This is a genomic window from Curtobacterium sp. VKM Ac-2865 (assembly GCF_015350905.1).
Taxonomy (GTDB): Bacteria; Actinomycetota; Actinomycetes; order Actinomycetales; family Microbacteriaceae; genus Curtobacterium.
In genome coordinates this window covers 194246-218609 of sequence record NZ_JADKRZ010000003.1, presented here as the reverse complement: position 1 = coordinate 218609, position 24364 = coordinate 194246, and the positions used below count along the sequence as shown (strand labels likewise).

The window sequence follows — 24364 nt, the reverse complement described above, 5'->3', positions numbered from 1 at the left end:
CGCAGGCGGCCACCACGAATGCGTTCATCTGCACGCGCGATCGCCACCGGGGTGACGGTCGCAGCGATCGCGACCTCCCTGGTCGTCGGCAACCCCCTCGCGGCCTCCGCCGCCACCTACCCGAGCGACAGCACCCCGCCTGACCTCGTCTCGCTGCTGAGCGGCTACGACTCCTTCTGGCAGTCCAGCGGGGCGAACGACCTGCACGGCACCGTCGTCGGGCCCGCGACCCTCGCCCAGAACGACGCACTGACGTCCTGGATCAACCAGCACGCCACCGCGGCGCAGCAGTTCAAGGCGCTCCAGGACTCCGAGTACGAGAACGCGACGAACACTGCGTACGACCAGTCGTCCACCGTGTCGCAGGGGCTCGGCGACGTGCTCGAGAAGGCCTACGTCCAGGGCCGCGCGTCCGGGGCGCTCCCCCTGACGAGCGCGTTGATCAACAGCTCGAACGGCACGTCGGGCGCCTACGTCGGCACCGGCACCGCGAAGGCGCACTTCAGCTACCCGCGGCCGTACCTGCCGGCGTCGACGACGGCCACGCTGCCCGCCGGCGACGACCAGGTCGGCTGTGCGCCCACGACGGTGAACAGCTCCTCGGTCGCACCGAACCGCGTCGGCAAGGCGTACGCGAGCGCCGACGGCAGCCTCGACGTCACCCGCGTGGCACCGCAGACGGACACCACGAAGGAGTTCTCGCCGAACGACGTCGTGCTCGACGCCGGCTACGGCACGAAGGGCATCTGCACGGGCGGCTCGTTCCCCAGTGGCCACACCACGACCGCGTACCAGGCGGGCATCACCCTCGCCACGCTCGTGCCCGAGCTCGCGCCCGAGATCCTGGCCCGCACCTCCGAGGCCGGCAACGACCGCATCGTCCTCGGCGTGCACTACCCGCTCGACATCATGGGCGGGCGCATCGACGGTGAGGCTGCACTCGCCGCCCGCTGGTCCGACGCGTCGTACCGCACCGCTGTCCTCGAGCCGGCCCGCAAGGAGCTCGTCAGCTACCTCGAGACCGCCTGCGGCACCACGCTCTCGAAGTGCATCACGGCCGAGAAGCCGTACCAGGACGACCCCTACGGCGGGGCAGCGATCCCGGGTGGCACCGCGCAGGTCGTCACGGACCGCGCCTCGGCCGTCAAGGTCTACCAGGAGCGCCTGACCTACGGCTTCGCCAAGACCGGCACCACCGGCCTGCCCGCCAGCGTCCCCACCGGCGCCGAGAACCTGCTGCTCACCACGTTCCCGACGCTCACTGCCGCCCAGCGCACCGCGGTGCTCGCGCAGACCGAGATCGCGTCGGGCTTCCCGCTCGATCAGTCCGGGTCCGCAAACGGGTCGTGGGAGCGCCTGGACCTCGCCGCCGCCACCAGCGCGACGGTCGCCGTCGCCCAGGACGGTTCCGTGAAGGTCGTCTCCACCGGTGGTCAGGCACGCGTCCTCGCCCCTGCGGCGACGCCCACCCCCACGCCGACCCCGACTCCGGTCACGCCCGGCACCCCGGTCGCACCGGCTCCGGTGTCGGACCCGGGCACCGCGGGCACCGTCCCGACCGGCGTCCACCTGCCCGTCGTCAGCGGCTGAGCAGAGACCAGCCGACCGACGCGCACCTCGCGTCGGTCGGCTGGTGCCGGCCCACCCGGCCAGGAGGCGCGACTCGCCTGCACGGGACCGCGCCAGCGAGCGTGGCCTCACCGCCGCGACCCTCGCACCGCCACCGCCACCGCCACCGCCACCGCCACCGCCACCGCTACCGCCACCCGCCGTCGACGGCGAGGGCGAGGGCGGACTTCGTTTTCAGCGGTGACGGATCTGGTGGTCTCGGCCCGCGTTCCGTGAACCGGATCCGTCATCGCGCCGGAAGGAAACGGGTGAGTTCCGCCGTTGCAGTGGCCGACCCCGTCCCCGTCCCCGTCGCCGTCGCCGTCGGCGCCGCGGGACGGATTTCGTTCTCGGCGGTGACGGATCTGGTGGTCTCGGCCCGCGTTCCGTGAACCAGATCCGTCATCGCGCCGGAAGGAAACGGGTGGGTTCCGCCGTCCCCGTCCCCGTCCCCGTCCCCGTCCCCGTCGCCGTCGCCGTCGGCGCCGCGGGACGGATTTCGTTCTCGGCGGTGACGGATCTGGTGGTCTCGGCCCGCGTTCCGTGAACCAGATCCGTCATCGCGCCGGGAGGAAACGGGTGGGTTCCGCCGTTGCCGTTGCCATGGCTGTCCCCGTCCCCTCCGCAGCGCCGTCGGCGTCGTCGACGCGGGACGGTCTTCGTTCTCGGCGGTGACGGATCTGGTGGTCTCGGCCCGCGTTCCGTGAACCAGATCCGTCATCGCGCCGGGAGGAAACCGCTCAGGAGGCCGAGGGGCGTCCGGTCAGCGCTTGCGGCCGACGGCGAACACGCGGCGGAACGGGTAGACCGTGCCGTGGGGGCCGCTCGGGTACGCCTGCCGGAGTCGGGCGGCGTAGGCGTCCTCGAACGCGGCGGTCAGCCCGCCCTCGGGGTCGGCGGTGTCGAGCGCGGCGAGGGCCGGTCGGAGTCCCGTGCCCCGGACCCAGGCGAGCACCGGGTCCTCGCCCGACAGCAGCTGCAGGTACGTGGTCTCCCACGCCACCGTCGCGAAGCCGGCCGACTCGAACAGGTCGAGGTAGCTGGCACCGTCGAGGACCGGGTCGGCACGCAGCACGCCGTCGAGCGCCGACGCCCACGGGCCCTCGGAAGCCACGGCCCGCATGAGCGCGTGCGAGGGGGAGTCGAAGTTGCCGGGCACCTGCATCGCGAACCAGGCGCCGTCGGGCATCGCCTCCAGCCACTGCGGCAGGATCGTGGTGTGGGACGGGACCCACTGCAGCGCCGCGTTCGTCACGACGACGTCGTCCTCGGGGCCGGGTGTCCAGTCCTCGATGGCGCCGAGCTCGAACGACAGCCGGGAGTGGTCATCGGCCAGCGGTGCCGCGTCCGCCAGCATCTCCGCCGAGGAGTCGACCCCGACGACCTGGGCCGTCGGCCAGCGGTCGGCGAGGGTGGCCGTGAGGGCCCCGGGACCGCAGCCCAGGTCGACGACGCGACGGGGAGCCTCCTGGCCGTCCTGGAAGGGACCACTGATGCGGGCGACCAGGTCGTGGAACGGCCGTGACCGCTCGTCGGTGAAGGCCGCGTAGCGGGCTGGGTCCCAGCGCACCGTCCTACATCTCGACTTCGATGGGCTCCGCGCGGACGAGCTCGTGGACGCCGGAGATGACCTCGCTCGGGCGGAACGGGTAGCGGTCGATCTCGGCCTGGTCGCTGATGCCGGTCATGACGAGCACGGTGTGCAGCCCGGCCTCGATGCCGGCCTGCACGTCGGTGTCCATCCGGTCGCCGATCATGCCGGTGTTCTCCGAGTGGGCGCCGATGCGGTTCATCGCCGAGCGGAACATCATCGGGTTCGGCTTGCCGACGACGTAGGGCTGCTTGCCGGTGGCCTTCTCGATCATCGCGGCGATGGCCCCGGTGGCCGGCAGGACGCCCTCGGCGCTCGGGCCCGTCGCGTCGGGGTTGGTGACGATGAAGCGGGCACCGTCGCGGATCAGCCGGACGGCCTTGGTGATCGCCTCGAACGAGTAGTTCCGCGTCTCGCCGACGACGACGTAGTCGGGGGAGGTCTCGGTCATGATGAAGCCGGCCTCGTGCAGGGCGGTGGTCATGCCGGCCTCGCCGATCACGAACGCGGAGCCGCCGGGCATCTGGGACTTGCAGAAGTCGGCCGTCGCGAGGGCGGAGGTCCAGATGCGGTCCTCGGGCACGTCGATGCCGGACCAGCGGAGCCGGGCGCTGAGGTCGCGCGGGGTGAAGATCGAGTTGTTCGTGAGCACCAGGAACTCGGTGCCCTCGTCGAGCCACTGCTGGATCAGCTCGGGTGCTCCTGGCAGTGCGTGGTTCTCGTGCACGAGCACGCCGTCCATGTCCGTCAGCCAGCACTCGACTTCGTCGCGGGATGCCATGGGGCTCACCCTACTGGCCGTCCCTGCCACGCTCAGGTGCGTCGAGACCGACCTCGCTAGGGTCTTCCGGACAGTCCCGATCCGAGGAGGAGCTCGTGCTCGTCGACCCGACCGCCACGGCCACGTCCCCCGGTCCCGCGACCCAGCCGCGTCGTCGCGGGCGCCCGAACGTCCTGAGCCGCGAACAGGTGGTCGACGCCGCGACCGCCATCGCGAACGAGGACGGCCTCGACCGCCTGTCCTTCCGCGCGCTCGGGCTCCGACTCGGCGTCGCCCCGATGACCGTCCACCGGACGATCGGCGGCCTCGACGACCTGCACGCCGAGCTCGTCCGCCGCACCGTGGACGAGTTCACCGCCACGTTCGTGTGGCCGGACGCGTGGCAGGACGTCGTGCGGACCTTCGCCGTGACCTTCCGCGAGCTGATGACCACACACCCGCTCGTGCTCGAGTCCCACAGTCGCCGGGCGCCGCTGGTGTCGAGCGAGTCAGACGTCGTCCTCGCCACCGTGGTGGAGGCGCTGCGTGCCGCGGGGCTGCCCGACGCCGAGGCGATGTACACGTTCTTCGTCGTCTACGACTTCGTGGTGGGCCACGCGGGCGTCCAGGTCGGGCGCGGCGACTCCGAGGCCGGGCGCCCGGAGCGGCAGCAGCTCGTGGGGGAGATCCTCGGCGAGCACTCGTACGACGACCGCTTCGCGCTCGGGCTCGACATCCTGCTCGCGGGCATCGAGGCCCGCGTGGCCGCCGTGGGCTCCCCGGCCGCCGTACCCTCGGAGTCGTGACCGACCAGCCCGCGCCAGCGCCCGAGCCCTCGCACGAGCGCACCACGCACGGGGTCGGACCGCACCCGGAGCCCTGGCCGGACGACCCCCGACTCGACCCCGAGCTGCTGCGGCTCGGCGACACCCGCAACGTCGTCGACGCCTACCGGTACTGGTCGATGGAGGCCATCGTCGCCGACCTCGACACCCGCCGGCACGGGTTCGACGTGGCGATCGAGAACTGGCAGCACGACCTGAACATCGGGTCGATCGTGCGGAGCGCCAACGCGTTCCTGGCCGGCACCGTGCACATCATCGGGCGCCGTCGCTGGAACCGCCGCGGCGCGATGGTCACCGACCGGTACCAGCACGTGCGGAACCACCCGGACGTGGCCGCGTTCCTCGAGGCCATGCGCGCCGAGGGCCGCCCCGTGATCGCGATCGACAACACCCCGGGCGCGGATCGGATCGAGACCGCCGAGGTGCCGGAGCGCTGCGTGTTCCTGTTCGGGCAGGAGGGCCCCGGGCTGACCGACGAGGCCGTCGCCGGCGCGGACGGGCACCTCGAGATCGCCCAGTTCGGCTCGACGCGGAGCATCAACGCCTCGGCCGCCGCCGCGATCGTCATGCACACCTGGATCGTCCGGCACGCGACGCCCTGACCCGGCCACGTCGGATGCCGGAGCCGGCGGGGCGGGCCGCAGCCGAGCCTCCAGGCCGGGGGTGGGTCAGCGCGGGGCGGTCGTGCGGCGCGCGACCAGGTGGGGTTCGACGAGGACCTCGGTGGCGACCAGGCCCGGGTCAGCGATCCGGGCGAGCAGGCGCTCGCCGGCCCCGCGGCCGATCTCGACACTGCGGTCGTCGATGCTCGTCAGGCCGACGAAGCGCGTCGCGGCGATCGGGGTGTCGTCGTAGCCGATGACCGAGACGTCCTCGGGCACGCGCAGGCCGCGAGCGGCCAGCTCCGACATGGCGCCGAGCGCCATCACGTCGTTGGCCGCGAAGACCGCGGTGACGTCGGGGTGCTCGTCGAAGAGCGCGCGGGCGGCGCGCATGCCGGCGTCCTCGGTCAGCTCCTCCGGGAGGATCGTGGTGGCGACCGTCGCGCCGGTGCGGCCGTCCGCGACCCCGGCCTCGAACCCGGCCCGCCGCTCGACGGCGGCTGCTGACCGCGCGCCGACGAAGCCGAGCGTGGTGTGGCCGAGGCCGAGCAGGTGCTCGGCGGCCATCCGACCGCCGGCGCGGTCGTCGTTCGCGACGGTGTCGGCGCGGGGGATCGCCGCACGGCCGCCGGCGATGACGATCGGGGTGGACGCGGGGACGGCGAGGTCGGTGTCGGGTTCGCCGGCGATGACGATGCCCTCGACGCGCATCGAGAGGAAGCCCTCGACGGGTGAGGCGTCGAGTCCGGTGTTGAGGAAGCGGTCGGCGACGACGAGGCGGTGGCCCTGGTCCTGCAGGGACTCGCGGAGCCCGGTCAGCAGGTCGACGAACCACTGGTTGCGGAAGTCGTCGAGCACGACGCCGATGGTCCGGCTGCGGGTGCCCGCGAGCGAGACGGCCGCGGTGGAGGGGCGGTAGTCGAGCTCCTGGATCGCCTGGAGCACGGCCGCTCGACGCTGGTCGCTCACTCGTGGGGACCGCTGCAGCACGAGGGAGACGAGCGACTTCGACACCCCTGCTCGGGCGGCGACGTCGTAGATCGTCGCTGGTCTGGCGTCTCCCACAGTCATCATCGACCTCTCGGCTCGGGTGGTTCGATCGTAGCGGTGCCTCCTGGGTCGTCCCGTTGCCGATGGCGCGCTCCAACGCTGATCGGGGGTTTTCCTTTTCGGCGAGTTGGTCTTATTGTCATGACATGAGCCCGCGGCGGCGCAGCACTGCTGCCCGACGTGAGACCGTTTCCTTGACCAACGGAGGACAAGTGGCAACCGCGCAGACCGGCCCAGCATCCAGCACGGGGGCACTGCCCCCGCTCGTGAACGGCCCGCACACCAAGCGACTCGGCGTCGTCGCCGTCATCGCGACCTTCGGCGGGCTGCTCTTCGGGTACGACACCGGCGTCATCAACGGTGCCCTGCAGCCGATGCTCGACTCGGGCTTCGTGCCGAACGCCACGGCCGAGGGCTTCATGACCTCGTCCATCCTGATCGGCGCGGCGATCGGGGCGTTCTTCATCGGACGCATCTCCGACGCCTGGGGCCGCAAGCCCACGATCAACACCCTGGCCGTGCTGTTCTTCTTCGCCGCGGTGGCCTGTGTGCTCGCGCCGTCGTGGGAGTTCCTCATGGTGTCGCGGCTGTTCCTCGGCGTCGCGGTCGGCGGAGCGTCGGTCACGGTGCCGGTGTTCCTCGCCGAGCTCGCCCCCACCGAGAACCGCGGTGGGCTGGTCAGCCGCAACGAGCTGATGATCGTCGCCGGGCAGCTCGCGGCCTTCGCGATCAACGCGGTCATCGGCACGATCTGGAGCGAGGACGGCAACGTCTGGCGCTACATGCTCTCCGTCGCGGTGCTGCCGGCGATCGCCCTGTTCATCGGGATGTTCACCGTCCCCGAGAGCCCGCGGTGGCTGCTCGGCAAGGGCCGGCGCGAGGACGCACTCGCCGTGCTGAAGCAGATACGCGCAGCCGACCGGGCCGAGGCCGAGATGGCCGAGGTCGAGGAGCTCGCGGCACAGGAGGCCGAAGCCAAGCGCGCCCGCATCAGCGACCTGCTGGCGGCGCCGTGGCTCCGGAAGATCCTGTTCATCGGGATCGGGCTGGCCGTCGCGCAGCAGCTCACCGGCATCAACTCGATCATGTACTACGGCACGCAGGTGCTCACCGAGTCCGGCTTCTCCGGCTCGACGGCCCTGATCGCCAACGTCGGGTCGGGCATCATCGCCGTGCTCGCGATGGTCGTGGCCCTGCGCGTCATCAACCGCTTCGGGCGTCGCTCGATGCTGATCTTCGGGTTCACCGGCACGACGGTGTTCCACCTGCTGATCGGGCTGTCGTCACTCGTCCTGCCCGAGGGCACACTGCGTGCAGTCGTCGTGCTCGTGTTCGTCATCTGCTTCGTCGGCACGATGCAGGGCACGATCGGACCCCTCGTCTGGCTGATGCTCTCCGAGATCTTCCCGCTCAAGCTCCGCGGCGTGGGCATGGGGCTCACGGTGCTCATCCTCTGGCTGACGAACTTCGCGGTGTCGACGCTGTTCCCGATCGTGGTGAGCGCAACGGGCATCTCCACGACGTTCTTCATCTTCGCGGTGCTGAACGCCCTGGCACTGGTCTTCGCGATCACGAAGGTGCCGGAGACGAACGGCCGCTCGCTGGAGCAGCTCGAGGAGGACTTCTCCACGGGCGCGATCTACACGCAGAAGGCGCACGGGTAGGCGCGGATGCGATCTCCGCGGTGGCTGCGGAGCGACGGAGTTCGTCTGCGTCGGTGACGGATCTGGTTCTCTCGCCCCGAGTTCCGTGAACCAGATCCGTCATCGCGCGGGGCGAGGACCGCTCCGGGACGACGCTCGGCCCTGGCGCACCTGGCGCACCTGGCGCACCTGGCGCACCTGGAGCTCCTGGCGGCGCTGCTCGGGAGGTCCGCGTAGCCTCCGCGGCATGGCGACGCTGCTCATCACCGGTGCGGCCGGGCGGATCGGGACGGCCCTGCGCCCCCGGCTCCGTGCCGCCGGACACGACCTCGTGCTGCTCGACGAACGGACGCCCGACGACCCGGTCGTCGCGGGGGAGCGGCTGGTGCTCGGGTCGGTCAACGACCTCGACGCCCTGGAGAACGCGCTCGTCGGTGTGGACACGGTGGTCCACCTGGCGGGCATCCCGTCCGAGGACGACTGGGACGCCCTCGTCACCGCGAACCTCACGGGGACGAAGAACGTCCTGGAACGCGCGGCGGAGAACGGCGTGCTCCGGGTGGTGCAGGCGAGCTCCATCCACGCGGTCGGTCGGGTCGCGGAGGACGTCCCCGCGGGGAGCGTCCCCGGTGACCGGCTGCCGCGCCCGGACTGCTACTACGGCGTCACGAAGGCCGGCATGGAGCTGCTCGGCAGCCTGTTCGCCGACCGCTACGGCATGTCGATCGTCTCCGCGCGGATCGGCGCCTTCGGGGAACGACCCTCGTCGCGCCGGGCACTGCTGATGTGGACCTCGGCCGACGACCTCGCGCGGCTGGTGCGCACGACGGTCGACCTCACCGAGCCGGGCCACCACGTCGTGTGGGCGCTGTCGCGGAACAGCGGGTCCCCGGCCGACTTCGCCGCGGGTGAGGTGATCGGCTTCCACCCCGTCGACGACGCGCGCACCGTCCTCACCGCCGACGAAGTCGACGCGCTCCCCGACGAGGACACTCGCTGGCTCGGTGGGTCCATGGCCGTCGACGCCCTCGGCCGCCCCCGTTCCTGACGAGAGCGCGCGGCCCGCCCGGGCACCGGGCACCGGGCCCCGCTACCCGATCAGGCTCGGGCGCAGATCGCGGAGCGTGCGGGAGCGACCCTGGCGAGCAGCCACCACGAAGGTGACCAGCAGCGCGCCGAGCATCCAGCACAGCAGGACGCCCGCGTCCGACCACACCGCACCCGTCGACCCGCCGTACATCGTCTGGCGCAGGGCGTCGACGGAGTACGACATCGGCAGAGCGAAGTGCAGCGCTGCCAACGGCCCCGGCAGGGTCTGCCACGGGAAGGTCCCGCCGGCCGTGACGAGCTGCACGAGCATGAGGACGAGGCCGAGGAACTGCCCGACGGACCCGAGCAGCACGTTGAGCGCCATCAGGATCGCCGCGAACGTCGCCGAGGCCAACACCATCACGCCGATCGTCGCCGCGGGCCACTGCACGCCGAGGTCGAGCGCGAACCGCACGATGAAGAACAGCGCCACCATCTGCACGACGCCGAGCACCACGGGCGTCAGCCACCCGCCGAGGACGATCTGCACGGGCTTCTTCACCGCGGTGATCGCGCGCTTCGAGATCGGTCGCAGGATGAGGAACAGCGCGTACATGCCGATCCACGCCGCGAGCGAGATGAAGAACGGGGCCAGGCCGGCGCCGTAGTTGTCGGCCGCAGCCACGTTGTCGTCGCCCACCCGCACCGGGTCGGAGATGACCGACGCCTGCGACTCACGCTGGGACGCCGTCGACGCGGGGATCTTCGTCCGCCCCTGGTCGAGCGAGTCAGCCAGCTTCGACGAGCCGTCCTTGAGCGAGTGCAGCCCGGTGTCGAGCTTCTGCGCGCCGTCGTCCGCCGTGGCGGTCCCGGTCGCGAGCGACTGCGCCCCGTTCGTCAGGGTCGGCGCGGAGGCGGCCAACGTCGACGTTCCCGAGGCGACCTGCGCGGCGCCGCTCGACAGCGTGGACGCACCCGAGGCGGCGGTCCCGATGCCGTTCGACAGGGCGGGTGCCGCGGCGGCGAGCTTGCCGGTGCCGGCGGCCAGGGCGTCCGAGCCGTCGGAGAGCCGCTTCGCGCCCGAGGTCAGGCCCGGTGCCTTGGTCGCGAGCTCCGACGCCCCGGCCGCCACCTGCGCGCTGCCGGTCTTCAGCGCGCCGAGGTTGCCGGAGAGCGCCGCCGCTCCCGTCCCGAGCTGCTGCCCCGACGCGGCGAGCTGGTCGAGCGTCGCGAGCAGTGCCGTCTTCTGGTCAGCGGGGAGCGCCGAGGCCTCGACGACGGGCTTCAGTTGCGCCGCCAAGGCAGGGGAGTCCGCAGCGAGCTGCTGCACACCGGTGATGAACGGCGCGGCCTCGTCAGCGAGTCGCGCGTTGCCGTCCGCGACGCGGGACGCGCCCTGCGCGAGCGTGGCGGACTGCGAGGGCAGGGTCGCCGTCTGGTCCCGCAGCTGGTGCAGCCCGGACTGCAGCTGGTCGGCACCTTCGTTCAGCTGGCTCGTCTGCGCGGGCAGGGTCGCCGTCTGCTCCTGCAGCGTCGACAGCCCCGAGGACAGCGACGCCGCCCCGGTCGCGACCTGCTGCGCACCGTCGTTCAGCTTCGTGGTCTGTGCCGGCAGCGCCTTCGTACCCGTCGCGAGCTGTGCCGCGCCGTCCCGGAGCGCACTCGTGCCCGACGCCAGCTGGTCCGCACCGTTCGACGCGGACGCTGCACCGGACGCGAGCGTGCCCGCACCGTCGACGGCGTCGCCGAGGCTGTCCCGCACGTCGGCGAGCCCGACCAGCAGGGTCTTGGCGGCTTCTTTCCCGACCTGCTCGGCCACCGCGGTGCGCATGGTCTTGCCGGCCTGCTCCGCGATCGTCGAGGCGAGGTAGGAGTTCGTGTCGGCCGTCGTCATCACGAGGCGTGCCCGCTTCGGGTCGTCGGACTGCGCCGAGACGAGCGACTCGGAGAAGTCGTGCGGGATCGTCACCACGAAGTCGTAGGTGCCGTTCCGCACGCCGGAGCGCGCTTCGGCCGCCGTGGCCCGCTCCCACTTGAACGCGTCGCCGTCGATCGCACGCTTCGCGACGTCCTTGCCGTAGTCCACGGTGTGGCCGTCGAGCGTGGCGCCGGCGTCCTGGTCCACGATCGCCGCCGGGACCTGGTCGAGCTTGGCGTAGGGGTCGCGGTTGGCCCAGAGGTAGGCACCGCCGTACAGCAGCGGCACGACCATGAGCGCGATGAACGCCAGGCGTGCGAGCGGGGTCGCGGTGAGTCGCGCGAGTTCGGCGCGGACGAGCGAGGTGGTGGTCACGAGCTGGTCTCCAGGGGAGCGGTTGCTGCGGTTGCGTCGGGGTCGGGAACAGGATCGGACGGGAGGCTCGGGTCGGCCGGCACGGGGATGGTCGCCAGGAGCTGCGCTGCCGTCTCGGCTGCCGCCTTCGAGGTGACGAGCACGACGGTGACGCCGCGCGCTGCGACGTCACGGACGACGGCGAACCAGTCGGCCACGACGCCACCGTGGCGCTCGGGCGACGTGATGACCAGGGCGGTCACGTCCTCGCGGAGCAGGGCGAGCTCGGCGAGGAGCCGGACCCGCACGTCGGTGGGCACCCGCTGCACGTGGGTGTCGGCGTACGCGGACATGCCGAGCTCGTCGAGCACGGTGTCGACGTGCTCTCGGGAGGGGCGCCGTCCGGCGAACGCCAGCTCCTCGCGCACGATGCGGCGGAGCGTCATCACCGGGAAGGGCTCGGCGATCCCCGGGGTGTCGACGAGGGCCACGACGCGGCGGAGCGCAGCGGCGTCCTCGTGTCCGTCGACCAGCACCCGACCGGTGTCCGGCTGCATCCGCCCGCCGGCGACGAGCGAGGCGAGCACCGGGGCCTGCTCGGTCTCGACGGCCAGGATGCCCGGGCGGTGCGGGCCGGCGACGGCGGAGACGACGGGGAGCGGTGCGCCCGGCTCGTCGCCGATGCCGGCGCGGTCGATCTCGATGGTGGTCATGCTGACTCCTCGGAGACGGAGCTGACGGAGCTGACGGGTTCGGTGAGCATCGCGGTGCGCCAGTCGATGCCCGCCATGCCGAGGGCCGAGACGACCACCATGCGGCGGCCGTCCTCGTCGGACGTGCCGGAGCGGGTGGCCTCGTCGAGCACCGCGATGCACGCGCCCTCGACCAGGCGTCCGAGCGTGGCGGCGTCGACGTCCGAGCGCATCGAACCGTCGGCGATGCCGAGTGCGCACGCTTCGCGCACCTGGGTCCGCAGCGGCGCGAAGACCTCGGCGACGGAGGCGCCGAACGGGTCCCGCACGGCGATGCGCGCCATCGACCGGACGTGGGAGACCTCGGACCAGAGGGTGACGGCGATGGCCGCGATGCGCGCTGCGGGCGGGAGTTCCCCGAGGTCGGTCGTGGTCGGCATGGCGGCGAGGATCCGCGCCGCGCCCGCGGTCACGACGGCTCGGACGAGGTCGTCACGCGAGGGGAAGTGCCCGTACACGGCACGTCGGGAGAGCCCGGCGTCGGCCGCGATCGTCTCGAGCGAGGCGTCCGGATCCCGCTGCAGTGCTGTCTTCGCGGCCTCGATCAGGGCTGCCCGGTTCTCGGTGGCGTCGCGGCGCGGAGCCCGCAGGGGTGTCTCGGATCCGGTCATGTCCCCAGCCTAATAACCTGCACACACCTGTGCAACTTAACGGATTCATGTGCCCCGTTCGGGTGCCGTCCCCCAAAGTGCCGACTCCCTGCCCTGAGAGGAGCCACATAGCTTCAGAGGCATTCCCCCAGCTCACCGGACGGAGCAACACGTGCGCCCACCCACTTCACCAGACCCGAGACGCCGCAGCATCAGCAGGATCACGGTCGCGCTCGTCGCGGCCGGCGCGCTGACGTGCGGCGGCCTGGCCCTCGGCGGGACGGCCTCGGCCGCGCCCACCGGCCTGTCGGTCGCCGACCTCAAGCTCGCGGCACCGCTGCGGGACGCGAAGCCCCAGAAGACCGTCGCCGCCTTCGTCCGGACCACCGGCGAGGGCGTCCTGGCGGTCGACGCCAAGGCCAAGGGCGGTGACCTCACCCGCTCGAAGACCCCGTCGACGGCAGCCAAGCAGCGGCTGTCCGCGGTGACCTCGACGGTCGCGAAGGTCCGCGCCGCGGTCAAGCAGGCCGACGGTGACGCGACCGAGCTCTACGCGACCGAGTACACCGTCCCCGGTGTCGCCGTCGTCGCGGACGTCTCGGCGCTCAAGGAGATCGCCGAGCGGTCCGACGTCGCCAGCGTCATCCCGCTGACGCCGAAGAAGATCGTCGACCCGACCAGCACCGAGGCCGCCGGCTCCACCCCGAGCGGCGTCGACCCCGACGCGGTCGAGCCCGGCGTCGACGGCGTCGCCCCGAAGAACGCGGCGAGCGACATCTACACGCGCTCGCTCGACGCTTGGCAGCAGACCGGCCACACGGGCAAGGGCGTCAACGTCGCCGTGCTCGACACCGGCCTCGACTACACGCAGGCCGACTTCGGTGGCCCCGGCACGGCGGCTGCCTACGACGCGGCACTGGCGAGCACGAGTGCGCCGGACCCCAGCTGGTTCGACGCCGACAAGTTCCTCGGCGGCCACGACTTCGCCGGCCCCACGTACAACGCCGACCCGTCGAGCCCCGCGTACGACCCGACCCCGGCGCCGGACGAGAACCCCATCGACGGCAAGGGCGGCGATCACGGCACGCACGTCTCCGGCACCATCGCCGGCTACGGCCTGACCGCCGACAAGGCGACCTTCACGGGCAGCTACAAGAAGCTGACCGCGCAGAAGGTCCAGGACATGTGGATCGGTCCGGGCACCGCGCCCGAGGCCGGCCTCTACGCCCTCAAGGTCTTCGGTGACGCCGGCGGTTCGACCGACGTCACGGGCGCCGCGCTCGACTGGGTGGGCCAGGCGCTCACCGAGGGCAAGGACATCAACGTCCTCAACCTGTCGCTCGGCTCCGACTACGGCGCACCGGACGACCCCGACAACGCGAAGATCGACGCGCTCACCGCCCGCGGTGTCCTGCCCGTGATCGCCTCGGGCAACGCCGACGACTTCACCGACATCGGCGGCTCGCCGGGCAACGCGGAGGGCGCCCTCACGGTCGCCGCGAGCGCCACCGGCCAGAGCCTGTTCGACGGTGTCCGCGCGACCGCCCCGGCGGACGTCGCGAAGACCTACGCCGCGCAGTACTCGCAGAACTACCAGGGCACGCTGCCGGTCGAGGGCGACGTCGTCGTCCCGACCACGAACATCGACGGGTGTGCCGCGTTCAGTGCCGCGGACGCCGCAGCCGTCACGGGCAAGGTCGTCTGGCTGAAGTGGACGGACGGCGCCCTCGAGTGCGGTTCCGGTGTCCGGTTCAACAACGTCCAGGCCGCCGGCGGTGTCGGCGTCCTGCTCGCCGGGACGATCAACACCTTCGACAGCGGCATCGCGGGGAACACGACCATCCCGGGTGCCGAACTGACCAAGGACAGCGCGGCGAGCCTCCAGGCCGCTGCCCAGGCCGGGACCCTGCACGTGCAGTTCGCCGACGAGCTCAAGGGCTTCCAGCTCGCGACCGACGCCGACGCGGTGAACACGCTCGCGCAGTTCACCAGCCGTGGTGTCCACGGTTCGTTCGACGACATCGTCAAGCCGGACATCGCCGGCCCCGGGGTCAACGTGATCTCCGCGGCCAACGGCACCGGTGACGGCCGCATGTCGATGAGCGGCACCTCGATGGCGACGCCGGACGTGGCGGGCATCGCCGCGCTCACGTTCGAGTCCCACCCGACGTGGTCGGCTCCCGACGTCAAGGCGACACTGATGAACACGGCGACGCACGACGTCCGCGACGGTGACGGCACCGCCACGCTGCTCCGACAGGGCACCGGCCGCGTCGACGCGCTCCAGGCGGTCACCGCCGGCACCACGGTGCGGAGCGTCGAGAACGACCAGCTCGTCACGGCGTCGTTCGGCGTCGTCGAGGTCGCCTCGCCGACCACCGAGAAGCGCACCCTGCAGATCCGGAACACCGACGGCCGACCCCACACGTACGACGTGGCCTACGAGTCCCGCGTCGCCCAGGGCGGCGTCGCGTTCTCGGTCGACAAGCCGCGCGTCACGGTCGTCCCGCACGGCACCGCCACCGTCACCCTGACGATGACGATCGCCGACCCGACGAAGTTGTCCCGCACGATCGACCCCACCCAGGAGTCGGTCGAGCAGGGCTACCAGCGGGAGTTCGTCGCCGCGGCCACCGGTCTCGTGACGTTCACGCCGACGGAGAAGCGGTACAACCCGCTGCGCCTGGCGACCTACGCAGCCCCGAAGGCGGTCAGCGCGGTGCACGGTTCGGACGTCACCTTCGCTGCGGCATCGTCGACGGCCGACCTCGAGCTGGCCGGTCGCGGAGTCAACGGTGCCCTCGTGGCCCCGTTCGTCCTCGGCGGCACCGACCCGCAGGAGTCGTTCCCGGACGGCTCGGCGAAGCAGTCGCTGCAGGCGGCCGACGTGCGCACGTTCGGTGCGAGTGCGGCTGACGGCACGCTCGCGTTCGGCGTGCAGACGGCCGGTCCCGACGCCAACCCCGGCGCCGTGACCAACGTCGAGGTGCTCATCGACGCGAACCGCGACGGCACGCCGGACTACCTGCTGTACGACGCCAAGTCGGCGGCGGTGGACGCCACCCTCGCGACGACGATCGACCTCGCCACGGGGAAGACGCTCGACGCGCAGCCGCTGAACGGCGGGGCGCCCGGGCAGGACGTCAACACGTTCGACAGCGCGGTGAAGGTGCTGACGGTCTCGCAGCAGGCCATCGGCGTCACCGGAGCGTTCGACTACTCGGTGCTCACCGAGTCGGCGTACGCACCGGCCCAGGCGACGAGCGGTTCGGCGGTGGTCGACGAGACCTCGACGGCCACGTTCGACCCGTCCGCACCCGGGCTCGCGTTCGCCCAGGGCGGGACTGCCGGCGTGCTGTTCTCCGACACCGGTGCGCTCCAGGTGACCCGTGCCGCTGACAGCACGACGACCCCCCGGGTCCTCCTGCTGCACCTGCACAACGCGGTCGGCGACCAGGCGGACGTGCTGTCGACCTCGGTCGCGGCACCGGTCCTGGCGCTCCGCGAGGGCAGCGCGGTGACCGTGTCGGGCACACCGACGGTCGGCAAGAAGCTGACCGCCAAGCCCGGCGACTGGAACGCCCGCGGTGTCACGTACGCCTTCCAGTGGCTCCGTGACGGCGTCGCCGTCGAGGGTGCCGACGAGAAGACGTACAAGCTCGGTTCCTCGGACGCGGGACACCGCTTCCAGGTCCGGGTGACCGCGTCGGCGAAGGGCTACCAGAACGGCTCGGCGACCTCCGCCCAGACCGCAGTGGTGGCCAAGCGCTAGCACCAAACGCTCGCTCCACATCGAGGGAGCAGGAATCGTCGGGTCGCACCCCCGGGCCCGACGATTGCTGCTCCCTCGATCGCGTCCCTGTCCCGTGAACGCACCCGGACCGCCCCGGGGGACCTCTGAGTGCGGCTCTCGGACAGGTAGTTAGACAAACTAGCGACACGGTGCCACGGTGGAGCCATGGCAGCGACGAACCCCCTGATGCAGCTCCGTCAGAACCCCCTCGAGTGGCGCCGCCGTGGGCTCACCCCGCCGGACGTCATCCAGGCGATGGTCGAGGAGCGCCTCGCGCAGCCGGGCCACAACCAGCCGGTGGGCGACCCCAGCTACGCCGACTTCTTCCGCGGCTGATCCAGGAACCACGAGCACAGACGGGAGGCTCCCCACCAGCTGGTGGGGAGCCTCCCGTCGTTCGTCGTGCCGGTCAGTGACCGATCTTGCCGTCGGCGGCGTCCGCCGCCTTGTCGATCTGGTCGCCGTGGCCACCACCGGTGGCCTTGTCGGCCGCGTCCGAGGCCTTGTCGAGACCGGCGTCCGTCGCCTTCTCGCCCTTGTCGCTGTCCAGGAAGTCCTTCGCCTTGTCACCGAGGTCACTCATTGGTGCTCCTTGTCGTCGTGGGTCTGGGAGGCCAACGCTGCTCGTCGGATGCCGAGAGTGGGTCCAGCGTCGGGCGACGGGGCCGATCGCTAGGCGACGATCTGCACGACCGTGCCGAGGGGCAGGGCGTTGACCGCGTCGACGGCGGCACCGTCGAGTCGGACGCACCCGTGCGACACCGCACCGCGGGCGACGGACTCGTAGTGCACGCCGATCAGACCGCCGTCGTTGCCGCCGTACGGTTCGTCGGCCGCCGACGAGTGCAGCGTCGTCAGCTGGATGGGGTGCACCGTCTGGTTCTGCGCCGGGTCGAGGTAGCGGGCCTGGATGTACCCGATCACGCCCGTCGGGGTCGGGGTGCCGCCCGCACCGACACCGGCCGGGAACTCCTTGACGGTCTTGCCGTCCGACCCCACGATCGCGACGGTCTGCTTGCCGACCGAGATCACGACGTGGTCCTGCAGCGAGGTCTTCTTCGTCAGCAGGTCACGGCGGACCCACGCGGCACTCTGCGCTGCGGCGCCGGACTTCACGGCTGACGGGAGCGCCTGGCGTGCCGGCGTCATCACCATCGCCCACGCGCCGGACACCTGGACGGGGACGACCACCGTGGGGTCACCCAGGAAGTTCTTCGCCGCGAGCCGCGCGACCGGCTTCGTGCGGTCGTCGCCGTAGAGCGGCGCGTCGGCGGCGATCGTGTAGGACTCGTCCGCGGTCTTCGGGATCTTGGCGTCGTAGTAGGGGAGCAGTCCGCCGATGACGGCGTTGTACGCCGCCTCGGGCAGAGTCGAGACGACCGCCGCGCTCGGTGCTCGGTACGGGTCCGCCGTCGGCGTCGCGCTCCGGGTCGTCGTCGGCTTCGTGCTCGTCGTGGTGTCCTGCGCGGTGCAGGCGGTCAGCCCGAGGGTGAGCAGGAGCGCGGCGGCGAGCGTGGTGCTCGCCACCCGGACGGTGCGGGTGCGGGGCATGCGGTGGTTCCTTCGATGGAACGCGAACGGGGGCACGACCGATGGTCGTGCCCCCGTCTGCGGATCTGGTGTGACTAGCCTGCGACGACCGGGAGGGTGCCGGCCGGACGGGTGCCGGTGACCGGCGCGGTGCCGGTGCCGGTGCCGGTACCCGGCGTGGTGCCGGTCGCGACGGCGGGCAGGATGATCGAGAAGTCGATCGAGTCGACGACGGTGAGGTCGGCGTCGACCTCTCCGACCGTCAGGTCCTGCGTGGTCGCCGCCGAGTCGGAGAACGTGCCCGTGGTGGTCCACGAGCCGTCCGCCGCCACGATGGTGGCCGGGGCGACGACGTCACCGGCGGAGCTGACCACGGCGATCGCGTCACCGGGGGTGCCCTTGCCCGAGTAGGTCACGGTGCGCGACGCGACCTTGGAGCCGTCGGTCGGGGTGACCAGCGTCAGGGGCGTGGCGACCGGGGCGGTCTCCGCTGCCGGCAGGGTGATCGTGAAGGACACGGTGCCCTGGCCCTGGCCGCCACCGACCTGGTTGACGGACAGGTTCTGCACGACGGGCGCGTCGTCGGCGAAGGTGCCCGTGGTGGTCCATGAGCCGTCGGCCGCGACGAGCACCTGCGGCGCGACGCGGTCGCCCGCGGCGTTCAGGGTGTTGACCAGGTCGCCGGGGGTGCCGGTGCCCGTGAAGGTGACGGTGCGCGACCCGACGGTCGTGCCGTTCTTCGGGGTGGTCAGCGAGAACTGCGCGGCCGGGGTCGCTGCCTCGGCGGCGGCGGTGAAGCTGCCCTGCGCCTGGACCTGGAAGTTGTTGTTCTCCTCGAGCACGTTGTACGTCACCGTGCTGGTGCCGGCGCTCGCGGGGATCTCGTACGTGAAGGACCAGTTGCCGTTGCCGTCGATGCGGGTGCGGGCGATCGGGGCCGACTGCGGGTCGATCTGCACCGTGTTGCCGGGGGTGCCGGTGCCGGACGCCGTGATCGTGCGGCCGGAGACCGTGTGGCTCGTGATGGCGAAGGCGACCTGCGCGGCGACGGTGATCGTGGTGCTGCCGTCGGAGTTCAGACCGTTCTGCTGGTCGAGCTCGTAGGTGTGCGCCGCGGTGTCGGGGAGCGTGTAGGTGATCGTCCAGGTGCCGTCGGCGGCGATCGGGAAGCGCTCCGCCGGGAAGCCCTTCTGCAGGATCACGTTCTCGCCGGGGGTGCCGAGGCCCTTGAGGGTCAGGACGCCGCCGGTGACGGTCTGGCTGGTGACCTTGAGGTCGGCCGGGTCGGCCATGGCGGGAACGGTGCCGATGGCGACGCCGCCGAGGACGATCGCGGCGCAGACCGGCAGGGCCAGGGCCTTCTTGGTCCAGAAGGACTTGTTCATCGATGAACTGCTCTCTCCGTGCTGCACATGGCACGGCGATCGGGCTCCGGTGCTCGGGTGACCACCGGTCGATGCCGCACGGATGAGGCACCGGGAAGTTGGGGCGGGAAACCCCGAGGCATCGTCAGTTGAACGACACCGATCGAACACTACGACGAAACCGCGGGATCGTTCCGACTCGGAACGGATTGTCCCCCGTTCTGGGGGCCACAGGGGTCAGCGTGCTCCGGCGTGGTGCGGTTCGCGGACTGCCGTCGGTCCGCGGAGCGCCCCGGGTCCGTCGGTCGTCCCGGTGACGCGGAGATGGACGTCCGATAGACTCGGGTGGACCACCGGCCCGACGCCGTGTGAGGTCCTCCGCCAACGTGAGGAGAACCAGATGCCCGCAGCAGTCATCATCGGCGCCCAGTGGGGCGACGAGGGCAAGGGGAAGGCCACCGACCTCCTCGGCAGCCGCATCGACTACGTCGTGAAGTTCAACGGCGGCAACAACGCCGGCCACACGGTCGTCGTCGGCGGCGAGAAGTACGCGCTGCACCTGCTGCCCTCCGGCATCCTCACGCCCGGCGTCACCCCGGTCATCGGCAACGGCGTCGTCGTCGACCTCGAGGTCCTGTTCCAGGAGCTCGACGCCCTCAAGGCCCGCGGTGTCGACGTGTCGAAGCTCCGCGTCTCCGCGAACGCGCACGTCATCACGCACTACCACCGCACCATCGACAAGGTGACCGAACGCTTCCTCGGCAAGCGTCAGATCGGCACCACCGGCCGCGGCATCGGCCCGACCTACGCGGACAAGATCAACCGCGTCGGCATCCGGATCCAGGACATCTTCGACGAGAACATCCTGCGGCAGAAGGTCGAGGCAGCGCTCGACCAGAAGAACCACCTGCTGGTGAAGGTCTTCAACCGCCGTGCGATCGACGCCGAAGAGGTCGTCGAGTCGCTGCTGTCCTTCGCCGACCGCCTGCGCCCGATGGTCGCGGACACGGCCCTCGAGATCCACCGGGCGCTCGAGCGCGGCGAGACCGTCCTGTTCGAGGCCGGCCAGGCCACCATGCTCGACGTCGACCACGGCACCTACCCGTTCGTGACGTCCTCGTCCGCGACGGCTGGCGGCGCCGCGACCGGTTCGGGCATCGGCCCGGGCAAGCTCGAGCGCATCATCGGCATCGTCAAGGCGTACACGACCCGCGTCGGCGCCGGACCGTTCCCGACCGAGCTGTTCGACGAGTCGGGGGAGTTCCTGCGCGCCAACGGCTTCGAGTTCGGCACCACCACCGGTCGCCCGCGCCGCTGTGGCTGGTACGACGCCCCGATCGCCCGCTACACGGCACGCATCAACGGCGTGACCGACTTCGTGCTCACCAAGCTCGACGTCCTGACCGGCCTCGAGACCATCCCCGTGTGCGTCGCCTACGAGGTCGACGGCCAGCGGGTCGACGAGGTCCCGGTCTCGCAGTCGGACTTCCACCACGCCAAGCCCGTGTACCAGGACTTCCCGGGGTGGACCGAGGACATCACCGGTGTCCGCGAGTTCGAGGACCTGCCGAAGAACGCGCAGGACTACGTCCTCGCGGTCGAGGCCATGTCCGGCGCGCGGATCTCCGCGATCGGTGTCGGCCCCGGCCGTGACGCGATCGTCGTCCGGCACGACCTGCTCGGCGAGCGCGGGGCCTGATGCGCGTCCTGTTCGTCTGCAGCGGCAACATCTGTCGGTCGCCGCTCGGCGCGCAGGTCCTGGAGGCCCGGCTGGCATCCGGCGCACCGGCTGCGGTCGGGGCCGCGTCCGGGTCCGGGGCTGCGTCCGGCTCCGGTGCTGCGTCCGGCTTCGTCGTCGAGTCCGCTGGGACCATCGCTGACGACGGTGCCGCGATGGACGACACCGCCGCGGCGCAGTCCCGTCGGCTCGGTGGCGACCCGTCGGCCCACCGCTCCCGGTACCTGACCGCCGGGATCGTGGAGGGTGCGGACCTCGTGCTCACGGCCGAGCGCTCGCACCGCGCGGCCGTCGTGACGCTCGCGCCGCGGGCCTCGCGTCGGACGTTCACGATCAAGCAGTTCGCCCGGGTGCTCGACGGGCTGGAACCCGGCGACCTGGCGGACGTGCACTCCCCGCAGGACCTCGTCGACCGGGTCGCCCGGCTCCGTGGGGTCGTGCCGCCGCCCGCCGATCCCGCCGACGACGACGTGGACGACCCCTACCGCCGCTCCGAGGCCACCCACGAGCGGGTCGCCGACGAGATCGACTCCGCCCTGGCGACGATCGCGGACGCGCTCCGGGCGGTCAGCTAGCCGAGCCGAGCCGGGCCGCGTCGCCGACGTGGCCCGGCCACCCCGTCGGCGACGCCGTCACTCGGGCAGCCGGTACGACCCGACCGTGACCGCGTGCGCACCCTGCCCGGCGAGGACCCGGACGACGGCGTCCGCCCGGGCACGGTTCGGCACCGAGTCCTTCGCCGCCCACGCCGCCAGCGCGGACTGCAGCTCGTGGTCGTTCGTCACCACGCGGGTCGTGACGGTGCCGCTGCGGTCCTCGGACTGCACGAACGCGGTGGCCGACGGCGACGAGTAGTAGACGCACGTGTCGAACCACGTGCGGGCGGTGCCGGTGTGCTCGTCGACGAACTTCGCGAGCCGCCGGGCCTGGGTCCGGACCTGCTGCGCGGGTGATGCCCCCTTCGCCTGCACCCGGACGCGCCACCAGTTCTCGGCCTCCTCCTCGTGGTTGAGGACCTTCCGGCTCTGCACCTGCACGGCGAACGGCGGCACGAGCGACGACTCGTCGACCAGGGAGCGGAACGCCGGGTGCACCGCGCTCGGCTTGCGGCCGTCGAACACGATGCCGCCCCAGCGCTTGCTCTCGATGACCAGCCCGCGGCCGGACTCCGAGACGAGCACGTGGTCCGCCTGCGCGACGAACTGCCGATACGAGCCCGACTCCGTCTCGCCGACGGGCATGAAGACGACGTTGGTCATCAGCACGCCGTTGACGCCAGCGCCTCGGCAGGCCTGCAGGATCGCCTGCTCCGACCCGGCTTCCCACTGCATGCCCTTGCGGGCGAAGGCGCGGCTCTGCTCCGCCTCGGTGCGCGCGTCACGCCGTTCGGCATCGGCCGCGGCGACCTGCCGGTCGCGGTCCGCCTCGACGCGGGCGGTCGCCTCGCGGTGCTCCGACTCACGTCGGGCGAGTTCGTCGCGGCGGGCCTGCTCGGCGGCCTCGAGTGCGGAGCGGGCAGAGGATCGGTGGCGCTGCAGGAGGAGCACCAGGACGACCACCACGACGGCGAGCCCCCCGGCGACCACCCACGGCACGATGGCGCTGGTCATGGGACCACCCCACCACGCGGACGGGCCTGGAGGCTCGTCCCGCGTCGGCGCGTCCCCTCGCCGCCGCCGTCGGTACGGTGAGCGCATGAGGGAACGGCAGACAGGGACCAGGGGCTGGTGGCTCTGGGCCGTCGGGGGTGCGGTCGTGTGCATCGCAGCGGTGGTCTTGCTCGAACCGTGGTTCCGCGTGACGTCCACCGCGTCGATCGGCTGGGCCGTGTTCGCCGCGGTCTCGTTCACGGACCGCCGGCGGATCGACGTGCGGCGCCCGGTGTTCTGGTGGCTGTCCGCTTCGATGGTGCTGCTGGGCGTCGGCCTGTCGCTGGTCCTCGGGGCGGTTGGTCTGAGCAACGACGACCGCACGGACAGCGTGGTCCCGGGCGCGGTGCTCGGCGGGGTGATGATGGTCCTCGGCGCTCTCGGTCTCCTCGTGGCGGCCATCCGGCACCGGCGACGTGCCGTCGATGCCGAGGTCGAGCGGGTCCGCGACGAGCAGACCCCGACGGCGACCGCCGACGACCGCACCTGACCGCGTCGGTCAGCCCGCGGCGCCCGCGAACCGGTCCGTCGTCTCGAGGAGTGCGTCGAGGATCCCCGGCTCGTCGAACGCGTGCCCGGCGTCGTCGATCATCCGGAACTCGGCGGAGGGCAGCGCCCGGTGCAGGTCCCACGCCGTGACCGCCGGCGTGCAGAGGTCGTAGCGCCCCTGGACGATGACGGTCGGGATGCCCTCGAGCCGAGCGGCGTCGCGGATCAGCTGGCCGTCCTCGAACCAGCCGTCGTGCGTGAAGTAGTGGTTCTCGATCCGGGCGAATGCCAGCGCGTACGTCGGATCGGCGTACCGAGCGACGAGGTCGGGCCGGGGCAGGAGCGTGATCGAGGCCGCTTCCCAGCTCGCCCACGCAACGGCTGCCGGCCCGTGCACGGCGGGGTCCGGGTCGGCGAGCAGGCGCTCGAACGCGCGGACCAGTCCGCCGGGGTGCCGCTCGTCCTCCGGCACCGGAGCCAGGTACCCCTCCCAGAGGTCGGGCAGCACGTTCGCGGCACCGCCCTCGTAGAACCAGTCGACCTCGCTCTGCCGCAGCGTGAAGATCCCGCGCAGGACGAGCTCGGTCACCCGCTCCGGGTGCGTCTCGGCGTAGGCCAGGGCGAGCGCGGAGCCCCACGATCCGCCGAACACCTGCCAGGCGTCGATCGACAGGTGCTCGCGCAGCCGCTCCATGTCGTCGACCAGGGTCCACGTCGTGTTCGCCGACAGGTCCGTGGCGGGGTCGCCCGCGTGCGGCAGGCTGCGGCCGCAGTTCCGCTGGTCGAAGAGCACGATCCGGTAGCGCGCGGGGTCGAACAGGCGGCGGTGGTCCGGCGAGCACCCGGCACCCGGTCCGCCGTGCAGGAACACGACCGGCTTGCCGTCGGGCGAGCCGCACTCCTCCCAGTACACCTGCTGTCCGTCGCCGACGTCGAGCATGCCGGAGCGGGTGGGTTCGAGCGGTGGGTGGAGCTGGCGCACGGCGGGTCCTCTCGGAACGACACGGATCCCCGTCACCGTACCGCCGTGGCACGACCCGATGACGGACGGGAGGCCCG

At 71.9% G+C, this 24364-nt stretch carries 21 protein-coding genes; 10 read left to right on the top strand and 11 right to left on the bottom strand.

What is annotated here, in order from left to right; genetic code table 11:
* The first annotated feature begins 18 nt into the window (after positions 1-18).
* Positions 19-1590: a phosphatase PAP2 family protein gene (locus ITJ54_RS09830; RefSeq protein WP_194627816.1), complete on the top strand. Its 1572-nt coding sequence runs from the start codon at positions 19-21 to the stop codon at positions 1588-1590.
* Between the two features lie 781 nt (positions 1591-2371).
* On the opposite strand, the gene ITJ54_RS09825 is transcribed toward ITJ54_RS09830, so the two are convergent.
* Together ITJ54_RS09825 and ITJ54_RS09820 are read right to left on the bottom strand one after the other, a co-directional pair.
* Positions 2372-3178, bottom strand: a complete 807-nt coding sequence (locus tag ITJ54_RS09825; protein ID WP_194627814.1) for a methyltransferase domain-containing protein — start codon at positions 3176-3178, stop codon at positions 2372-2374.
* Between the two features lie 4 nt (positions 3179-3182).
* Entirely contained in the window at positions 3183-3980 is a 798-nt protein-coding gene (locus ITJ54_RS09820) for an HAD-IIA family hydrolase (RefSeq protein WP_194627812.1), read from the bottom strand.
* 95 nt (positions 3981-4075) lie between these two features.
* Between ITJ54_RS09820 and ITJ54_RS18310 the strand changes: the two genes are divergently transcribed.
* Positions 4076-4765 (top strand): TetR/AcrR family transcriptional regulator C-terminal domain-containing protein, encoded by a 690-nt coding sequence (locus tag ITJ54_RS18310; RefSeq protein WP_194627810.1) that lies wholly within the window; start codon positions 4076-4078, stop codon positions 4763-4765.
* Entirely contained in the window at positions 4762-5406 is a 645-nt protein-coding gene (locus tag ITJ54_RS09810; RefSeq protein ID WP_194627808.1) for a TrmH family RNA methyltransferase, read from the top strand. Before ITJ54_RS18310 ends, ITJ54_RS09810 begins: the two co-directional genes overlap by 4 nt.
* Positions 5407-5472: 66 nt before the next feature.
* Here the strand turns inward: ITJ54_RS09810 and ITJ54_RS09805 are convergent, their stop codons facing one another.
* Complete coding sequence (locus ITJ54_RS09805) at positions 5473-6480, bottom strand: LacI family DNA-binding transcriptional regulator (protein ID WP_228509062.1); 1008 nt, start codon at positions 6478-6480, stop codon at positions 5473-5475.
* Between the two features lie 188 nt (positions 6481-6668).
* Here ITJ54_RS09805 and ITJ54_RS09800 point away from each other — a divergent pair, with 188 nt between their 5' ends.
* Together ITJ54_RS09800 and ITJ54_RS09795 are read left to right on the top strand one after the other, a co-directional pair.
* Entirely contained in the window at positions 6669-8120 is a 1452-nt protein-coding gene (locus tag ITJ54_RS09800; protein WP_323741670.1) for a sugar porter family MFS transporter, read from the top strand.
* 226 nt (positions 8121-8346) lie between these two features.
* Positions 8347-9147 (top strand): NAD-dependent epimerase/dehydratase family protein, encoded by an 801-nt coding sequence (locus tag ITJ54_RS09795; RefSeq protein WP_194627804.1) that lies wholly within the window; start codon positions 8347-8349, stop codon positions 9145-9147.
* Between the two features lie 42 nt (positions 9148-9189).
* On the opposite strand, the gene ITJ54_RS18305 is transcribed toward ITJ54_RS09795, so the two are convergent.
* From ITJ54_RS18305 to ITJ54_RS09780, 3 genes are read right to left on the bottom strand one after another with little or no spacing between them, the layout of a single operon-like run.
* Positions 9190-11421, bottom strand: coding sequence for a YhgE/Pip family protein (locus ITJ54_RS18305; protein WP_194627802.1), 2232 nt, complete (start codon positions 11419-11421; stop codon positions 9190-9192).
* The gene (locus ITJ54_RS09785; protein ID WP_194627800.1) at positions 11418-12113 is read right to left on the bottom strand and encodes a hypothetical protein; all 696 of its coding nucleotides are present in this window, start codon (positions 12111-12113) and stop codon (positions 11418-11420) included. The genes ITJ54_RS18305 and ITJ54_RS09785 overlap by 4 nt, the downstream gene beginning before the upstream one ends.
* Positions 12110-12763 carry a TetR/AcrR family transcriptional regulator gene (locus ITJ54_RS09780; RefSeq protein ID WP_194627799.1) on the bottom strand — a complete coding sequence of 218 codons (654 nt, stop codon included), beginning with the start codon at positions 12761-12763 and terminating at the stop codon, positions 12110-12112. Before ITJ54_RS09780 ends, ITJ54_RS09785 begins: the two co-directional genes overlap by 4 nt.
* A gap of 151 nt (positions 12764-12914) precedes the next feature.
* Between ITJ54_RS09780 and ITJ54_RS09775 the strand changes: the two genes are divergently transcribed.
* Both ITJ54_RS09775 and ITJ54_RS09770 read left to right on the top strand, forming a co-directional pair.
* A complete protein-coding gene (locus ITJ54_RS09775) occupies positions 12915-16514 on the top strand; it encodes a S8 family peptidase (RefSeq protein WP_194627796.1) in 3600 nt (1199 codons plus the stop codon).
* 186 nt (positions 16515-16700) lie between these two features.
* Positions 16701-16871 (top strand): hypothetical protein, encoded by a 171-nt coding sequence (locus tag ITJ54_RS09770; protein ID WP_194627794.1) that lies wholly within the window; start codon positions 16701-16703, stop codon positions 16869-16871.
* 73 nt (positions 16872-16944) lie between these two features.
* On the opposite strand, the gene ITJ54_RS09765 is transcribed toward ITJ54_RS09770, so the two are convergent.
* The 3 genes from ITJ54_RS09765 to ITJ54_RS09755 all read right to left on the bottom strand — a co-directional run bounded on the left by ITJ54_RS09765 (position 16945) and on the right by ITJ54_RS09755 (position 19450).
* A complete protein-coding gene (locus tag ITJ54_RS09765; protein WP_194627792.1) occupies positions 16945-17118 on the bottom strand; it encodes an antitoxin in 174 nt (57 codons plus the stop codon).
* Positions 17119-17207: 89 nt separating this feature from the next.
* Positions 17208-18086 carry a L,D-transpeptidase gene (locus tag ITJ54_RS09760; RefSeq protein WP_194627790.1) on the bottom strand — a complete coding sequence of 293 codons (879 nt, stop codon included), beginning with the start codon at positions 18084-18086 and terminating at the stop codon, positions 17208-17210.
* Between the two features lie 74 nt (positions 18087-18160).
* Positions 18161-19450, bottom strand: a complete 1290-nt coding sequence (locus ITJ54_RS09755; RefSeq protein WP_194627788.1) for a hypothetical protein — start codon at positions 19448-19450, stop codon at positions 18161-18163.
* Between the two features lie 379 nt (positions 19451-19829).
* Here ITJ54_RS09755 and ITJ54_RS09750 point away from each other — a divergent pair, with 379 nt between their 5' ends.
* Both ITJ54_RS09750 and ITJ54_RS09745 read left to right on the top strand, forming a co-directional pair.
* A complete protein-coding gene (locus ITJ54_RS09750; protein ID WP_194627786.1) occupies positions 19830-21128 on the top strand; it encodes an adenylosuccinate synthase in 1299 nt (432 codons plus the stop codon).
* The gene (locus ITJ54_RS09745) at positions 21128-21742 is read left to right on the top strand and encodes a low molecular weight phosphatase family protein (RefSeq protein ID WP_194627783.1); all 615 of its coding nucleotides are present in this window, start codon (positions 21128-21130) and stop codon (positions 21740-21742) included. Before ITJ54_RS09750 ends, ITJ54_RS09745 begins: the two co-directional genes overlap by 1 nt.
* A 57-nt stretch (positions 21743-21799) precedes the next feature.
* Here ITJ54_RS09745 and ITJ54_RS09740 read toward each other — a convergent pair whose 3' ends face one another.
* A complete protein-coding gene (locus ITJ54_RS09740) occupies positions 21800-22777 on the bottom strand; it encodes a hypothetical protein (RefSeq protein ID WP_194627781.1) in 978 nt (325 codons plus the stop codon).
* A gap of 85 nt (positions 22778-22862) precedes the next feature.
* On the opposite strand from ITJ54_RS09740, the gene ITJ54_RS09735 reads away from it, so the two are divergent.
* Positions 22863-23306, top strand: a complete 444-nt coding sequence (locus tag ITJ54_RS09735; RefSeq protein WP_194627779.1) for a hypothetical protein — start codon at positions 22863-22865, stop codon at positions 23304-23306.
* 9 nt (positions 23307-23315) lie between these two features.
* Here the strand turns inward: ITJ54_RS09735 and pip are convergent, their stop codons facing one another.
* Positions 23316-24287, bottom strand: a complete 972-nt coding sequence (pip, locus tag ITJ54_RS09730; protein ID WP_194627777.1) for a prolyl aminopeptidase — start codon at positions 24285-24287, stop codon at positions 23316-23318.
* Positions 24288-24364: the final 77 nt, after the last annotated feature.

What these genes read in the sequence shown, in the direction of transcription:
- ITJ54_RS09745 (WP_194627783.1), top strand. Translation starts at nt 21,128, where the DNA reads ATGCGCGTCCTGTTCGTCTGCAGCGGCAACATCTGTCGGTCGCCGCTC.
- ITJ54_RS09785 (WP_194627800.1), bottom strand. Translation starts at nt 12,113, where the DNA reads ATGACCACCATCGAGATCGACCGCGCCGGCATCGGCGACGAGCCGGGC.
- ITJ54_RS09770 (WP_194627794.1), top strand. Translation starts at nt 16,701, where the DNA reads ATGGCAGCGACGAACCCCCTGATGCAGCTCCGTCAGAACCCCCTCGAG.
- ITJ54_RS09805 (WP_228509062.1), bottom strand. Translation starts at nt 6,480, where the DNA reads ATGATGACTGTGGGAGACGCCAGACCAGCGACGATCTACGACGTCGCC.
- ITJ54_RS09795 (WP_194627804.1), top strand. Translation starts at nt 8,347, where the DNA reads ATGGCGACGCTGCTCATCACCGGTGCGGCCGGGCGGATCGGGACGGCC.
- ITJ54_RS09735 (WP_194627779.1), top strand. Translation starts at nt 22,863, where the DNA reads ATGAGGGAACGGCAGACAGGGACCAGGGGCTGGTGGCTCTGGGCCGTC.
- ITJ54_RS09750 (WP_194627786.1), top strand. Translation starts at nt 19,830, where the DNA reads ATGCCCGCAGCAGTCATCATCGGCGCCCAGTGGGGCGACGAGGGCAAG.
- ITJ54_RS09765 (WP_194627792.1), bottom strand. Translation starts at nt 17,118, where the DNA reads ATGAGTGACCTCGGTGACAAGGCGAAGGACTTCCTGGACAGCGACAAG.
- ITJ54_RS09755 (WP_194627788.1), bottom strand. Translation starts at nt 19,450, where the DNA reads ATGAACAAGTCCTTCTGGACCAAGAAGGCCCTGGCCCTGCCGGTCTGC.
- ITJ54_RS09830 (WP_194627816.1), top strand. Translation starts at nt 19, where the DNA reads ATGCGTTCATCTGCACGCGCGATCGCCACCGGGGTGACGGTCGCAGCG.
- ITJ54_RS09740 (WP_194627781.1), bottom strand. Translation starts at nt 22,777, where the DNA reads ATGACCAGCGCCATCGTGCCGTGGGTGGTCGCCGGGGGGCTCGCCGTC.
- ITJ54_RS09760 (WP_194627790.1), bottom strand. Translation starts at nt 18,086, where the DNA reads ATGCCCCGCACCCGCACCGTCCGGGTGGCGAGCACCACGCTCGCCGCC.
- ITJ54_RS09820 (WP_194627812.1), bottom strand. Translation starts at nt 3,980, where the DNA reads ATGGCATCCCGCGACGAAGTCGAGTGCTGGCTGACGGACATGGACGGC.
- ITJ54_RS09780 (WP_194627799.1), bottom strand. Translation starts at nt 12,763, where the DNA reads ATGACCGGATCCGAGACACCCCTGCGGGCTCCGCGCCGCGACGCCACC.